Origin of the sequence: Pseudomonas thivervalensis, from assembly GCF_001269655.1 — a bacterium.
GTDB lineage: Bacteria > Pseudomonadota > Gammaproteobacteria > Pseudomonadales > Pseudomonadaceae > Aquipseudomonas > Aquipseudomonas thivervalensis.
Window position 1 is genome coordinate 1 of the sequence record NZ_LHVE01000012.1, and the last position, 14,533, is coordinate 14,533.

The window sequence follows — 14,533 nt, forward strand, 5'->3', positions numbered from 1 at the left end:
AAGATCAAGATCAAGATCAAGATCAAGATCAAGATCAAGATCAAGATCAAGATCAAGATCAAGATCAAGATCAAGATCAAGATCAAGATCAAGATCAAGATCAAGATCAAGATCAAGATCAAGATCAAGATCAATATCAAGATCAAGATCAAGATCAAGATCAAGATCAAGATCAAGATCAAGATCAAGATCAAGATCAAGATCAAGATCAAGATCAAGATCAAGATCAAGATCAAGATCAAGATCAAGATCAAGATCAAGATCAAGATCAAGATCAAGATCAAGATCAAGATCAAGATCAAAAGATCGCAGGCTTCGCCAGCTCCTACAGAACCCAGCGGGAGCAAGCTCCCTCGCCACAGGTGCTTTATTAACCCAGGTCCCCCGTCCAGCAGGGGACCTTGTTTATCCCGATGTAGGAACGTTCGGGTTCGGGCTACGTTGTCTTGCGCCGTTACCTACAACTACGCCAGAATCCGCCGGCTTGTGCGCCTGGAGGTCGGGCTCTATCGTTTCCCCGTCGCTGATAAATCAGCGATCGGGTTTAGCGATCCGACTCAACACAGACGCAACAATGCCCAGTCTCGATTGCAGTCTTTACGTCTGCAACTCGCTTTATGGTGGCTGTGCGTGGGAGACCTTCTGGTCTACCCGGGGTTTCTGTGACCCGGATCGCTAACCTGCGTACAGCCGCCACCTTTACTTGTTTAGCGATAGGTCGTGGTGGCTCAACCAATCACGGAGATTCACCATGTTCAAAGTAACGCCGAACCCACCGGACACCGATCCATCCAATTCAAAAGCGTTCGACAAAGCCGCCGACCGCATCCTCGATTCCTACCTCAAGCCCAAACCCAGCAAACCCGAAGCCGATCCCGGCCAGCTGTTCACCGTTGCCCCTGGCATCGACACCGAAACCCTGCTTGCAAACTTCAGCGAAAACCTCGCCTCGGCCAATGCCATGGTCAGTGACCTGGCCTACGACCTGAAAGGCTCAAGACGCCACATTGCCCTGGGTATCCAGCAATTGATCGAACTGAGCGCAATGCTGGCGAACCGCGCGCTGGATAACGTCGAAGCACGCCCGTCGACATAGCGCATCCCCCTTGCCCCACTGAACCGTGCCTGTTGGAGCTGTGTAGGAGCTGTGTAGGAGCTGTCGAGTGCAACGAGGCTGCGATCTTGTCCCAGACAATTGAGTCGAAGAACGAAAGATCAAGATCAAAAGATCGCAGCCTTCGGCAGCTCCTACAGAACCCAGCGGGAGCAAGCTCCCTCGCCACAGGGGTTTGCCTGGCAATCGCTTAATAAATCCCCGCCTATACTTCTCTGCCAATCCCCCACGGGGCCTGCACTTCCAACAATAAAAAGCAGAGGTGGAACATGGTCTGGCAACAAGTCTACGATCCCTTCGGTAATGTGGTGCTGTCGACGCTCCTGGCGGCGGTTCCGGTGGTGGTGATGCTGGCGTCCCTGGCGTTCTTTCATGTCAAGGCGCACCTCGCGGCGTTGTACGCCCTGGCCTCGGCGTTGCTGATCGCGATTTTCGCCTTCGGCATGCCCGCCGACATGGCCGGTTCCGCAGCGTTGTATGGCGCGGCCAACGGGTTGCTGCCCATTGGCTGGATTGTCCTCAACATCATTTTCCTGCATCGGCTGACCACCGAGAACGGTTCGTTCAAGGTCCTGCAGGACTCCCTCGCGCGCATCACTGACGACCGCCGCTTGCAGTTGCTGTTGATCGCCTTTTGCTTCGGCGCGTTCTTCGAGGGCGCGGCGGGCTTCGGCACGCCGGTGGCGGTGACCGGGGCGATCCTGATCGGGCTGGGCTTTTCACCTCTGGCCGCCTCGGGCCTGGCACTGATCGCCAACACCGCACCCGTGGCCTTCGGCGCCCTTGGCACGCCCATCATCACCCTGGCCAAAGTCACCGGGCTGGACGAAATGGAGCTGTCGATGATGGTCGGTCGGCAGTTGCCGTTTTTCTCGGTGCTGGTGCCGTTCTGGTTGATCTGGGCCTTCGCCGGCTGGCGCAAGATGCTGGAGGTCTGGCCAGCGATCCTGGTGGCCGGCGTCAGCTTCGCCATCCCGCAGTTCCTGGTGTCCAACTACCACGGGCCGATGCTGGTGGATGTCATCGCTGCACTGATTTCCATGGCCTGCCTCACCGGTTTCCTGAAAGTCTGGAAACCGGCCACGGTGCATACGTCGGCGGCGTTGACGGGTCGGCACGATGACTCGAAGATCGAGGCGAGCGAGCAACAGCAACCCGTCACCACCGGCGCTTTCGGCAGCGACAACCGCCCCGCCGTGCTGCGTGCCTGGATGCCGTGGATCATCCTCACGGTATTCGTCTTCGCCTGGGGCACCCAAGGCTTCAAGAATCTGTTCGACACCCGTCCGGCACTGGACCCGCAAACCCAATCGGCCAGGCTCGACCCCCAAGGCAAGCCGATGCGCGAGGCCAACCCGATCTTCTCGCCACTGGTGACCTTCGGCACCATTCACCAGCAGATCGAAAAAGTCCCGCCCGTGGTGCCGCAGCCTAAAACCGAGGAAGCGGTCTACAAGTTCAACTGGTTCACTGCCACGGGCAGCGGCATCTTCCTGGCGGCGATTCTCGGCGGTTTGCTGATGGGCTATTCCATCCCGCAACTGGTGCGCCACTACTTGCGAACGCTGTGGGTGGTGCGCTACTCGCTGATCACCATCGTGGCGATGCTGGCATTGGGGTTCCTCACGCGCTATTCAGGCCTGGACGCGACCATGGGCCTGGCCTTCGCCGCCACGGGGATCTTCTATCCCATGTTCGGCACCCTGCTGGGCTGGCTCGGCGTGGCGCTGACCGGTTCGGACACGGCGTCCAACGTGTTGTTCGGCGGTTTGCAACGGGTGACGGCGGAGCAGTTGGGCATCAGCCCGGTGTTGATGGCCGCGGCCAACAGTTCTGGCGGGGTGATGGGCAAGATGGTCGACGCCCAGTCGATCGTGGTCGCCTCCACCGCAACCCGTTGGTACGGCCACGAAGGCGAAATCCTTCGCTACGTGTTTTTCCACTCGGTGGTGCTGGCGATTCTGGTGGGCGGGCTGGTGACGTTGCAGGCGTATGTGGCGCCGTTCACGCATATGGTCGTCGGCGGACATTGATAGATAGGGACGTGAGCACGTGCTTTTGTGGCGAGGGAGCTTGCTCCCGCTGGGGCGCGCAGCGGCCCCGTTTTTTGCGTCGCTGCGCAACCGAGCGGGAGCAAGCTCCCTCGCCACAGGTGAACGCCTTCAAAACAGATTGGCGCACCTACCTTGAAAGCACGTTTACTGAACGCTTTTCAGCTTGACCACATCACCGGACACCGAGGTGGTGTAGCCGGTCAGGACCCAGGCCCAGAACCAGTTTTCCTGGACTTGGGTGTTGATCATGGCGTCGCCGCCCTTGGCCTTGATCGCGGCGTCCTGGGCGCGCACGAAACGGTTGTTCTGGCGGATCGGGATCAGGCCGAACAGCAGCAGGCCGGTGGCCTTGGCTTCACTGTGGCCGACCACGGTGTATTGGCTGCTGTCGTATTGCTGGGTTTTCATCGGGGTGCCGGTGCAACCCGCCAGGGCCAGGCCGAACAGTGTGCAGGCGACAACTTTGCTGATGTGATTCATTTGACGCTCCATGGGAAGACGCCCGGGATCCGTCTCTCGGGCGGCGCGTACTCTACCCCAAGCAACAAATTGATACACCAAAATCCGCCCAATTCAGTGCCTGAGAGGCTTATCGCAGAGCCATCCGTCAGGTGCGCCTCCAGCGAAACAGACCCTCGTCGATAACATGAAAACTACGCCACGGAAGGCAATTTATTGCCATAACGGCCGATAGGTAACGGCCGGTCCCGTTGGAGGGTTTTATCATGATTGACGTAACTGTCTGGAGCATTACCCTGCCGGTGCAAACGCCGGCGCAGGTCGTGGCGACCAAAGCCATGCCGACCTTGAAGAACAAATATTTCGACAATAACGGCCAGAGGATCATCTTCTGGGCGCCCGTCACCGGTTCCCACACTGGCAATAGCGATTACCCGCGCTCCGAACTTCGCGAAACCAGCAGGGACGGGAAACACCGCAACTGGCGCTACAACAGCGGCACTAACACCCTCAAGGGCGAGCTGTCGGTGAACCAGGTGCCTTCCGAAGGCCGTGTGGTGGTGGCGCAGATTCACGCCAAGGAAGCGCCGACCCCCTTGTTGAAATTGGTGTACCGCTACGAAAAGGGCACCGGCAATATCGACGTGGAATACCGGGTCAAGCCCAAGGACAAGAGCAGTCCGGTAATCTACACGGTGCCCAAGGTTCCGCTGAACAAATCCTTCTCGTACACGCTGCAAATGAACAAGCAAGGCGAGCTCTCGGTGCTGATCGGCACCGGTGGCAAACAGGTGAAGCTGGACAAGTCCTGGCAAGGCTACGACTTCTACTTCAAGGCTGGCGTCTACACCTTGGACAACAAGGGCTATTCCAACGAAGGCGGGAAAGTGACCTACACCAAGCTGAGCGTCAGTCACAAATGACTGGCGCCCAGCCTTGTTTCAAGCCTTTGACGGCGCGACAAGCGCCTGCTGGCTGCGGAAGGTAAACAGGAAGCAGACCAACACCAGCAGCGCGAAACCGGCCGGGAACAGCCAGATGCTCTGCCAGTCATGCCCACCGGCCACGATAAAGTGATCGGTCACCTGCCCCGCCACCCAGAAGCCGATCAGCATCCCCACCCCATAGGTCGCCAGGGTAATCAGGCCCTGGGCCGAACTGCGAAAGCGCTCCGGTGCCTTCGCGTCGGTGTAGATCTGCCCCGAGACAAAAAAGAAGTCGTAGCAGATGCCGTGCAGGGCAATGCCGGTGAACAGCATGAACGCCAGGTCGCCGTTATTGCCGTAGGCGAACAACGCATAACGCAGTGCCCACGCCAACATCCCCACCAACAGCGCCAGCTTGATGCCGAAGCGTTGGATGAACAGCGGCAACAGCAGCATGAACAACACTTCCGAGACCTGCCCGATGGCCATTTTCGCCGTGGGGTTGGTCATGCCGGTTTCAGCCAGGAACGGGTTGGCATTCTGGTAATAGAACGCCAAGGGAATGCAGATCAGGATCGAGGCGATGAAGAACACCAGGTAGCTGCGGTCCTTCAACAGCCTCAACGCATCCAGCCCCAGCAGTTGCTTGACGCCGCCAGCGCTGGCCTCCTTGAGCGGTGCCGTGGCTGGCAGCGTGAAGCTGTAGAGCCCGAGGACCAGGGACGCGATGGCGGCCATCAGGAACGTATTGCGCAAGCCGCCGGCCGCGATCGCTTCGCGCGAATCCCAGGCGAACACGAAGCTGATCACCACGCCGGCGACGATCCAGCCAAGGGTGCCCCACACCCGGATGCGGGAGAACTCCAGCGCCGGGTCGCGCATCTGCCGGAACGCCACGGAATTGACCAGGGCCAGCGTTGGCATGTAGACCACCATGTACACCAGCACATACGGGTAGAACACGCTGAAATCCGCCGCCGAATACAGCTGATACAGCAGCACCGCGCCGAGCAGGTGCAGCACCGCCAGGATCCGTTCGGCGTTGAAGAAACGGTCGGCGATCAGGCCGATGACGAACGGCGCGATGATCGCCCCCCACGATTGTGTGGAGAACGCCATGCCGATCTGCCCACCGCTGGCGCCCAGGGTGCTGGAGAGAAAAGTCCCCAGGGTGACGAACCAGCCGCCCCAGATAAAGAATTGCAGGAACATCATCACGCTCAGGCGTGCATTCATCGTGGTCATGACCGTCACCGTTTTATTGTTGTTCTTGTAAAAATGAAAAACTTTGCGCCGCTTTTGTGACCTGCCTGCTTTTGTGGCGAGGGAGCTTGCTCCCGCTCGGCTGCGCCTGTAGGAGCTGTCGAGCGGAGCGAGGCTGCGATCTTTCCACTGACAATTCGGTCAAAAGCGAAAGATCAAGATCAAAAGATCGCAGGCTTCGCCAGCTCCTACAGAGCCCAGCGGGAGCAAGCTCCCTCGCCACAAGGGTTACGCTTTTGGTCTCGGGGGCAAACCCAACAACCGCCGATTGGAATCCTCATCCGCCGTGACGCTGGCGAAATCATCGAACGCCTTGCCGGTCTTGCTGATCATGTGCCGCTGGATGAACGCCGCACCTTCCTCGGCGCCCTGTTGCGAATCCTTCAGACAACATTCCCACTCCAGGACCGCCCAACCGCTGAAATCGTATTGGGTCAGCTTGCTGAAGATCGATTTGAAATCGATCTGGCCGTCACCCAATGAACGGAACCGCCCAGGGCGATCGACCCAACCCTGGTAGCCGCCATACACCCCGGAACGGGCATCGGGGCGGAACTCGGCGTCCTTGACGTGGAACATGCGGATGCGTGCGTGGTAGCGGTCGATGAAGCCCAGGTAGTCCATCTGTTGCAGCAGCAGATGGCTGGGGTCGTAGAGAATCGCCGCCCGTGGGTGATAATCCACCGCCTCCAGGAAGCGCTCGAACGAGGCCCCGTCGTGGAGGTCTTCGCCGGGGTGGATTTCGTAGCATAGGTCCACACCGGCCGCGTCGAAGCAATCGAGAATCGGCAACCAGCGCCGGGCCAGTTCGGCAAAACCCTGTTCCACCAAACCCGCCGGGCGTTGCGGCCACGGATAGACATACGGCCATAGCAGCGCGCCGGAAAACGTCGCATGAGCCTTCAGCCCGAGACGCTGGCTGGCGCGGGCGGCCAGCTTGAGTTGCTCGATCGCCCACTCGGTCCGCGCCTGGGGCTGGCCGCGCACATGGGCCGGGGCGAAGTCGTCGAACAGCGCGTCGAACGCCGGGTGCACCGCCACCAATTGGCCTTGCAGGTGCGTCGATAACTCGCTGATCTCGACACCGGCCTGGGCACAGGTGGCCTTGAGCTCGTCGCAATAGGCCTGGCTTTCGGCGGCCCGGGCCAGATCGATGTATTGCGTGCCCAAGGTCGGCAGTTGAATCGCCTTGTAGCCTTGTGAAGCGGCCCACTGGGCAATATTGGCCAGGGTGTCGAACGGGGCTTCGGCGGACATGAATTGCGCCAGGAAAATGCCTGGGCCGCGCAGGCCGCTCGGTGTTTGGTCGGGGGTATTCACAACAAGGATGCTCCAGTTTGCACGGCGGTCCATTTCGCCTCGCCACGGTGGTTGAGGATGGCGGCCTCGATGAACGCCATGCCCCGCAAGCCGGTCTCGATGCCGGGTACGCCGGGGGCGTCAGGGCCTTCGGCATGGCTGCGAATGGCCTGGGCGAAATCGCCGTAGAGGTTGGCCATGGCCTCCAGGTAGCCTTCCGGATGCCCGGCCGGCAGACGCATGCGCCGCGTGGCCGCCTCGCACAGCCACGGCTGGCCAACGCCGCTGCGCAGGGTGCGCAGGGGTTGGTCGAAGGCGCGATGGATCAGGCTCGCCGGTTCTTCCTGGCGCCACTCCAAGGCGCCCTTGTCACCGTAGACACGAATCTTCAGCGGGTTCTCTTCACCGGTGCAGACCTGGCTGGCGATCAACGCGCCGCTGGCACCGCCGGCCATCTTGAACAGCATCGCCGCGTCGTCATCCAATTGCCGGCCCGGGACATGGGTGCCCAACGCGGCGCACAGTTGCTCAATGGGTTGGTCAGCAACGAACTCGGCCAGGGAAAACGCATGGGTGCCAATGTCGCCGATGCAACCGCCCAACCCGGACTGGCCGGGATCGTCGCGCCACTCGGCCTGTTTGTTGCCTTGGGCGGCGACATCCTGGCTGAGCCAACCTTGTGGGTATTCGACCAGCACTTTGCGCACCGCGCCGATCACGCCCGAGCGCACCATATCCCGGGCCTGCCACACCATGGGATAGCCCAGGTAGGTGTGGGCCAGGCCGTAGAGGCAACGGCTGCCTTGCAGCACTTCCTTGAGGGCCAGCAACTCCTTGAGGTCCAGGGCGGCGGGCTTCTCGCTGAACACATGAAAACCGGCTTTCAAGGCCTGGCTGGCAATGGGTGCGTGAAGGTGATTGGGGGTGACGATCACCAGCAACTCCATGCGCTGATCGAGTGGCAGCAGCGCTTCGGTGTCGAGCATCTGCTGCCAGTCGTGATAGCACCGCGACGCCGTCAGGCCCAGGGCCGCACCGGTCTGCCGGGTGTTGTGAGGGTCGCGGCTGAACGCGCCGCACACCAGTTCGAAACCGCCATCCAGGCCCGCGGCCTGACGGTGGGCCTGGCCGATGAACGCGCCCTCTCCTCCGCCGACGAAGCCCATTCTTATTTTCGGTGCTACAGGATTCATCGCGATTCTCTTCTGGTCAGGATGATGATGTAACCGGTTACATCATGACGGAAATCTAGGCTCAGTTTTCCTCCGTGTCAAACCCAAAGGGTTCACGCCTGAACATTTGTCAGGCGCCCAACCTGCGGTAAGCTCCCTCACCGTACCCCCTTTTCCCCGAGGTGATTTTGTCCAACATTCGTGAAGTGGCCCGGCTGGCGGGTGTTTCGGTGGCCACGGTGTCCAGAACGCTGAAATCGCCCGAGCGGGTGCTTCCCGAGACCCGGGACAAGGTCAACGCGGCAGTGGAACAGGCCGGCTACCGGCCCAACCTGATGGCGGTGCAATTTCGCTCCCGCCGCACCGGCAACCTGGTGATCCTGGTGCCGGCCATCGCCAACACGTTTTTCGCCCGGGTCATCAGCGGCGCACAGCAGGCCGCGCAGGCGGCGGGTTACCGATTGCTGCTGTGCGACACCCAGGGCCGGGGGGAAATCGAGCGGGAATTCGCCGCCCTGGTCTACGCCCACCAGGCTGACGGGGTGATCCAATTGCGCGCCAGCGATCCTTTCGAATCGATACCCACAGGCGCCGACAGCCTGCCGCTGGTCAACGCCTGCGAAGTGGTCAAGCACGCCTCCTACCCGACCATCAGCCTCGACAACCGCGCCGCTGCCCAAGCCATGACCGAGCACCTGATCGGCCTCGGCCATCGCCGCATCGGCATCATCAAGGGCCCCCGCAGCAGCCCCCTGACCCTGGACCGCGTGGCCGGCTACCAGGACGCCCTGCGCCAGGCCGGCATCGCCGTCGACCCCAGCCTGATCTGCCATGGCGACTTCACCTTGAAGGCCGGTGACGACGGCGCCGGCGCGATGCTGGCGTTGGCCGACCGCCCCAGCGCACTGTTCTGTGAAAACGACGAGATGGCCATCGGCGCGCTCCGGCGCATCAAGCACATGGGTTTGCGGGTGCCGGAGGATATTTCCCTGGTGGGTTTTGACGACATTCCGTTCGCCGCCTACTGCGACCCACCCCTGACCACCATTTCCCAGCCTGCCGAAGCGTTTGGTCAAAAAGCGGTGGAGATGCTGATCGCCTTGATCGAGAAAAAGCCGATTGCCGAACGGCATGTGGTGTTGCCGTTTGAGTTGACGGTGCGTGGCAGTACGGCCCCTCTGGCATAACCAGGAACCTGTGGCGAGGGAGCTTGCTCCCGCTGGGGCGCGCCCTGTAGGAGCTGTGTAGGAGCTGACGAGTGCAACGAGGCTGCGATCTTTCCCAAGACACTTGAGTCTCAAGCGAAAGATCAACATCAAAAGATCGCAGGCTTCGCCAGCTCCTACAGAGCCCAGCGGGAGCAAGCTCCCTCGCCACAAAAAAGGCCTTTACGGTGTCTCGACTCGCCTGCGCCCCCGTTTGAACTACAGTGGAAGAACTCTGCATAAAGCCATAACAAGACGGAGAGGTCCCCATGCAAGTCAACAAGCGCTTCACCCTCCTGGCCGCCGCGGCAGCCTTGGCGGTCACGACCGCGGCCCAGGCAGCCCCGGTGTACATCAACATCCTGACGGGGGGCACCAGCGGTGTTTATTACCCGATCGGGGTCGGGCTTTCACAGATCTACAGCAACGGCATTCAGGACGCCAAGACCTCGGTGCAGGCCACCAAGGCCTCGGTGGAAAACCTGAACCTGCTGCAAGCCGGGCGCGGGGAGCTGGCCCTGGCTTTGGGCGATTCGGTGGCGGACGCCAAGAACGGCGTGGAAGACGCTGGTTTCAAGGCGCCGTTGACCAAGCTGCGCGCCATCGCCGGCGCCTACCCCAATTACATCCAGATCGTCGCCAGCCAGGAGTCCGGCATCAAGACCCTGGCCGACCTCAAGGGCAAGACCGTTTCCGTTGGCGCGGCGAAGTCCGGCACTGAACTCAATGCCCGGGCCATCTTCAAGGCTGCGGGGCTGACCTACCAGGACATGAAGGTCCAATACCTGCCGTTCGCCGAATCGGTGGACTTGATCAAGAACCGTCAACTGGACGCCACGCTTCAATCCTCGGGCCTGGGCATGGCAGCCATTCGCGACCTGGCCTCGACCATGGCGTTGAGCTACGTATCGGTGCCCACCGACGTGGTGGAGAAAATCGGCAACCCGGCGTACCAGAGCGCAATGATCCCGGCCAATACCTACGATGGCCAGACCGATGCCGTACCGACCGTGGCCATCACCAACATCCTGGTCACCCGTGAAGATGTCCCGGATGAGGTGGCCTACCAGATGACCAAGCTGCTGTTCGAAAACCTCACCCGCCTGGGCACCTCCCATTCAGCGGCCAAGGACATCAACCTGAAGAACGCCGCGAAGAACCTGCCCATCGCGCTCCACCCCGGTGCCGAGCGCTACTACAAGGAAGTGGGCGCGCTGTAGCCCGATACGGTCAACGGCGCTCGCCGTCGTTGACCGGCGTGTTTTCACCCCTTGGATGTGAACAGAAGGCAGGCACCTCATGAGTGAAGACCAGCACGGCATCGCCACGGACCCGCGGGACTGGCCCAAGACCCTGTTCTACGTGGCCTTGCTGTTTTCAATATTTCAGATCGTCACCGCGGCGTTTTCGCCGGTCTCCAGCATCGTGCTGCGGGCCGTGCATGTCGGCTTCCTGCTGTGGGTGGTGTTCCTCAGCTACCCGGCCTATGGCAAGCAGCGTCCCTGGCAACCCTTGGCCTGGGTCCTGGGCCTGGGGGGCATGGCGACAGCTGTCTATCAGTGGGTGTTCGAGGCCGACCTGATCCAGCGTTCTGGCGACCTGACCACCGCCGACATGGTTATCGGCGTGATCCTGATCGTGCTGGTCTTCGAAGCCGCGCGGCGGGTAATGGGCATCGCGTTGCCGATCATTTGCGGCGTGTTCCTGGCCTATGGCCTGTTCGGCGAATATCTGCCGGGCGACCTGGCCCATCGCGGCTATGGCGTCGATCAAATCATCAACCAATTGTCGTTCGGCACCGAAGGGCTCTACGGCACGCCCACCTACGTGTCGGCCACGTATATCTTCCTGTTCATCCTGTTCGGCGCCTTCCTGGAAAAGGCCGGCATGATCAAGCTGTTCACCGATTTCGCCATGGGCCTGTTCGGCCATAAACTCGGCGGCCCGGCGAAAGTGGCCGTGGTGTCATCGGCACTGATGGGCACCATCACCGGCTCGGGCATCGCCAACGTGGTCACCACTGGGCAATTCACCATCCCGCTGATGAAGCGCTTCGGCTACAGGGCCGCGTTTGCCGGCGGTGTGGAAGCCACCTCCAGCATGGGCAGCCAGATTATGCCGCCAGTGATGGGCGCGGTGGCGTTCATCATGGCCGAAACCATCAACGTGCCGTTCGTTGAAATCGCCAAGGCCGCATTGATACCCGCCTGCTTGTACTTCGGCTCGGTGTTCTGGATGGTTCACCTGGAGGCCAAGCGCTCCGACCTCAAGGGCCTGCCCAAGGACCAATGCCCCAGCGCATGGGGCGCAGTCAAGGAAAGCTGGTACCTGCTGATCCCGCTCGGGGTGTTGGTCTACCTGTTGTTTTCCGGACGCACGCCGCTGTTTTCCGGCATGGTCGGCCTGGCGCTGACGGCCATCGTGATTCTCGGCTCGGCGATCATTCTCAAGGTCTCGAACTACGCGTTGCGCTGTGCCTTCTGGATCGCGTTGGGGCTGCTCTGCGTGGGCTTTTTCCGGCTGGGCATCGGCGTCGTCTTTGCGGTGATCGGCGTGCTGGTGGTGGCCTGCTGGTTCATGCAAGGCACACGGGAAACCCTGGTCATCTGCCTGCATGCCCTGGTGGATGGTGCGCGTCATGCCGTGCCGGTGGGGATCGCCTGCGCCCTGGTGGGTAGCATCATCGCGGTGGTCTCGCTGACCGGCGTGGCGTCCACCTTTGCCGGCTATATTCTCGCCATCGGCCGGGACAACCTGTTGCTGTCGCTGATCCTCACTATGCTCACCTGCCTGGTGCTGGGCATGGGCATCCCGACCATTCCCAACTACATCATCACCAGTTCCATCGCCGCGCCCGCCCTGCTGGAACTGGGCGTGCCGCTGATCGTGTCGCACATGTTCGTGTTCTATTTCGGCATCCTCGCCGACCTGACACCCCCGGTGGCACTGGCGTGTTTCGCCGCCGCGCCCATTGCCCGGGAAAGTGGCCTGAAGATCAGCTTCTGGGCGGTGCGCATCGCCCTCGCCGGCTTCGTCATTCCGTTCATGACGGTCTATAACCCGGCCTTGATGCTCCAGGGCGACAACCTGTGGATGACCGCGTACATGCTGGTCAAGACGTTGCTGGCCGTCGGGCTCTGGGGGATGGCATCCACCGGTTACCTGCAACAGAAAATGCCGGTTTGGGAACGCCTGCTGTGCTTTGCCGCTGGCGCGTTGTTGGTGGTTGCCCTGCCCCTGACCGACGAGATTGGCTTCATGCTGGGTGGGCTGCTGATCTTCCAACACGTCTGGCGAGCGCGACGTCGCGGGCGGGCCTTGGCGTGATCGGCCTGTGCCTGGGCCTGTCCGGGGTGGTCTGGGCCCAGCTTGCCGTGGCCGATTTCACCTTGGCCTGGAACCACACCATCGAGAAGGTCCGCTGGGAGGAAGATTATCGAGTCAGCGAACAGGGCCTGGTCCTGGGCGAAGCCAGGGTCAAAGGCAATGGCGCGGGCATGGAGATCCCCGACCATGCCCGGCTGGAAAATGGCAGTTGGCACTATCAGCGCCAGGTGCCGCCCCTGCAACCGCTGAAACTGGCGCGCACGCCCCAGGCTGGCGACTATCAATTGTGTTTCGATGGCCGTTGTCGGGCGATGAGCTATTGGTTGGGGCCGCCTACGGCACGTCAACCGACGGTGGAGCTGTGGAGTTGCGGACTGTCCTGAGGCCATCAAAAAATACCGCAGACACAGTGAACATCTGTGGCGAGGGAGCTTGCTCCCGCTGGGCTGCGCCTGTAGGAGCTGTCGAGCGGAGCGAGGCTGCGATCTTTCCACTGACAATTAAATCAAAAGCGAAAGATCAAGATCAAAAGATCGCAGGCTTCGCCAGCTCCTACAGGGTCCAGCGGGAGCAAGCTCCCTCGCCACAAAAGCTATCCGTTACACCCGCATCAGGCAAACGTCGCCCCTCGGGTATTCACGAACAGCGAATACAACGAGTGGCTGCCGGCCATGAACAACCGATTGCCTTCCCGGCCGCCGAAGCAGACGTTGGGGCAGCGCTCCGGCAGGGAGATGTGCCCGATGGCCTTGCCTTCGGGATTGAACACCCGCACGCCATCGAGCTTTTCCAGGTCGGCCTTGGGGTCGCCATTGCCGCCCCAACCGCACCAGAGGTTGCCGCTCTCATCGCACTTGATGCCATCGATCGCCGCGTAATCCAGGCCTTCGATGTGCTTGCGCCGCTCGCCCAGAGTGCCGTCGTCCTTGACCGCGATGGCCCAGATCAGGCGGTTGGGCTTGGCCCGGCCTTCGACCACGTAGAGGGTTTTCTCGTCCGGGGAAAAACACAACCCGTTCGGCCCCGCCAGGTCGTCGATCACCCGGGTGACCTTGCCGGTTTCGCCGTCGATGCGGTACACCGCGTGGGGTTGGACGGGCGTGACTTTGTGCCCTTCGTAGTTGTTGCCGGTCTGGAAAGGTGGGTCGGTGAACCAGACGGAACCGTCCCGCTTGCAGACGATGTCGTTGGGCGAGTTGAAAGGCTTGCCCTCGAAACTGTCCGCCAGCACGGTGAGCGTGCCGTTGTGCTCGGTGCGGGTGATGCGCCGGCCTTCGCTGGCGGTGGTGGAGCCTTCGCACACCAACAGCCGACCCTGGCGATCGCGGCACATGCCGTTGGAGAAATTCGAGTTCTCGCGATACACCGACAGGCCGCCGGTGATTTCATCCCAGCGCACGATGCGGTTGTTGGGAATGTCACTGACCAGCAAGTAGCGCCCGTCCCCCACCCACACCGGCCCTTCCGCCCAGCGCAGGCCGCTGGCGAGCTTCTCCACGCTGGCGTTGAAGATGCGCAGGTCCATGAAACTGGGATCAAGGATGTTGACCAGCGGGTCCGGGTAACGCTGGCTCAAGGGCTCGGCCTGGGCGAGCCTTGGCAGGTTGCCGAGGGTGGCGGCGGCGGCCGAGACCACCAGGGATTTTTTCAGGAAGACCCGGCGGCCCTGATCGGCGGCGGTTGCAGCTTGCGAAGCATCCATCGTGCGTCTCCG

Annotated in this window: 13 protein-coding genes; 8 read left to right on the plus strand and 5 right to left on the minus strand. The window is 61.3% G+C overall.

Translation table 11 applies throughout. The features are described from left to right. The 3 genes from AD659_RS29995 to AD659_RS16340 all read left to right on the plus strand — a co-directional run. Nucleotides 1-374: hypothetical protein (locus AD659_RS29995; protein ID WP_211269635.1), on the plus strand; the 374-nt coding region annotated here is incomplete at its 5' end. A gap of 377 nt (nt 375-751) precedes the next feature. Beyond that, on the plus strand, nt 752-1,096 hold the full coding sequence (locus AD659_RS16335; protein WP_053123101.1) for a DUF6124 family protein: 345 nt from the start codon (nt 752-754) through the stop codon (nt 1,094-1,096). A 287-nt stretch (nt 1,097-1,383) separates the two neighbouring features. After that, a complete protein-coding gene (locus AD659_RS16340; RefSeq protein WP_053123103.1) occupies nt 1,384-3,147 on the plus strand; it encodes an L-lactate permease in 1,764 nt (587 codons plus the stop codon). A gap of 165 nt (nt 3,148-3,312) precedes the next feature. On the opposite strand, the gene AD659_RS16345 is transcribed toward AD659_RS16340, so the two are convergent. Next, nucleotides 3,313-3,648, minus strand: a complete 336-nt coding sequence (locus AD659_RS16345) for a hypothetical protein (RefSeq protein ID WP_053123104.1) — start codon at nt 3,646-3,648, stop codon at nt 3,313-3,315. 245 nt (nt 3,649-3,893) lie between these two features. Here AD659_RS16345 and AD659_RS16350 point away from each other — a divergent pair, with 245 nt between their 5' ends. Beyond that, complete coding sequence (locus tag AD659_RS16350; RefSeq protein WP_053123106.1) at nt 3,894-4,550, plus strand: polysaccharide lyase family 7 protein; 657 nt, start codon at nt 3,894-3,896, stop codon at nt 4,548-4,550. Nucleotides 4,551-4,568: 18 nt separating this feature from the next. Here AD659_RS16350 and AD659_RS16355 read toward each other — a convergent pair whose 3' ends face one another. From AD659_RS16355 to AD659_RS16365, 3 genes are all read right to left on the minus strand, one after another. Continuing rightward, nucleotides 4,569-5,798: a nucleoside permease gene (locus AD659_RS16355; RefSeq protein ID WP_053123109.1), complete on the minus strand. Its 1,230-nt coding sequence runs from the start codon at nt 5,796-5,798 to the stop codon at nt 4,569-4,571. A gap of 246 nt (nt 5,799-6,044) precedes the next feature. Beyond that, on the minus strand, nt 6,045-7,136 hold the full coding sequence (locus AD659_RS16360) for a sugar phosphate isomerase/epimerase family protein (RefSeq protein ID WP_053123111.1): 1,092 nt from the start codon (nt 7,134-7,136) through the stop codon (nt 6,045-6,047). Next, a complete protein-coding gene (locus tag AD659_RS16365) occupies nt 7,133-8,308 on the minus strand; it encodes a Gfo/Idh/MocA family protein (RefSeq protein ID WP_053123113.1) in 1,176 nt (391 codons plus the stop codon). Before AD659_RS16365 ends, AD659_RS16360 begins: the two co-directional genes overlap by 4 nt. Before the next feature lie 167 nt (nt 8,309-8,475). Here AD659_RS16365 and AD659_RS16370 point away from each other — a divergent pair, with 167 nt between their 5' ends. From AD659_RS16370 to AD659_RS16385, 4 genes are all read left to right on the plus strand, one after another. Further along, a complete protein-coding gene (locus AD659_RS16370; RefSeq protein WP_053123115.1) occupies nt 8,476-9,474 on the plus strand; it encodes a LacI family DNA-binding transcriptional regulator in 999 nt (332 codons plus the stop codon). A gap of 287 nt (nt 9,475-9,761) precedes the next feature. After that, nucleotides 9,762-10,712, plus strand: coding sequence for a TAXI family TRAP transporter solute-binding subunit (locus tag AD659_RS16375; protein WP_053123117.1), 951 nt, complete (start codon nt 9,762-9,764; stop codon nt 10,710-10,712). A 79-nt stretch (nt 10,713-10,791) separates the two neighbouring features. Further along, the gene (locus AD659_RS16380) at nt 10,792-12,819 is read left to right on the plus strand and encodes a TRAP transporter permease (RefSeq protein ID WP_053123119.1); all 2,028 of its coding nucleotides are present in this window, start codon (nt 10,792-10,794) and stop codon (nt 12,817-12,819) included. Next, nucleotides 12,816-13,202, plus strand: a complete 387-nt coding sequence (locus AD659_RS16385; RefSeq protein ID WP_053123121.1) for a DUF1850 domain-containing protein — start codon at nt 12,816-12,818, stop codon at nt 13,200-13,202. Before AD659_RS16380 ends, AD659_RS16385 begins: the two co-directional genes overlap by 4 nt. Nucleotides 13,203-13,429: 227 nt before the next feature. On the opposite strand, the gene AD659_RS16390 is transcribed toward AD659_RS16385, so the two are convergent. Then, complete coding sequence (locus AD659_RS16390) at nt 13,430-14,521, minus strand: SMP-30/gluconolactonase/LRE family protein (protein ID WP_053123123.1); 1,092 nt, start codon at nt 14,519-14,521, stop codon at nt 13,430-13,432. Between the last annotated feature and the right edge of the window lie 12 nt (nt 14,522-14,533).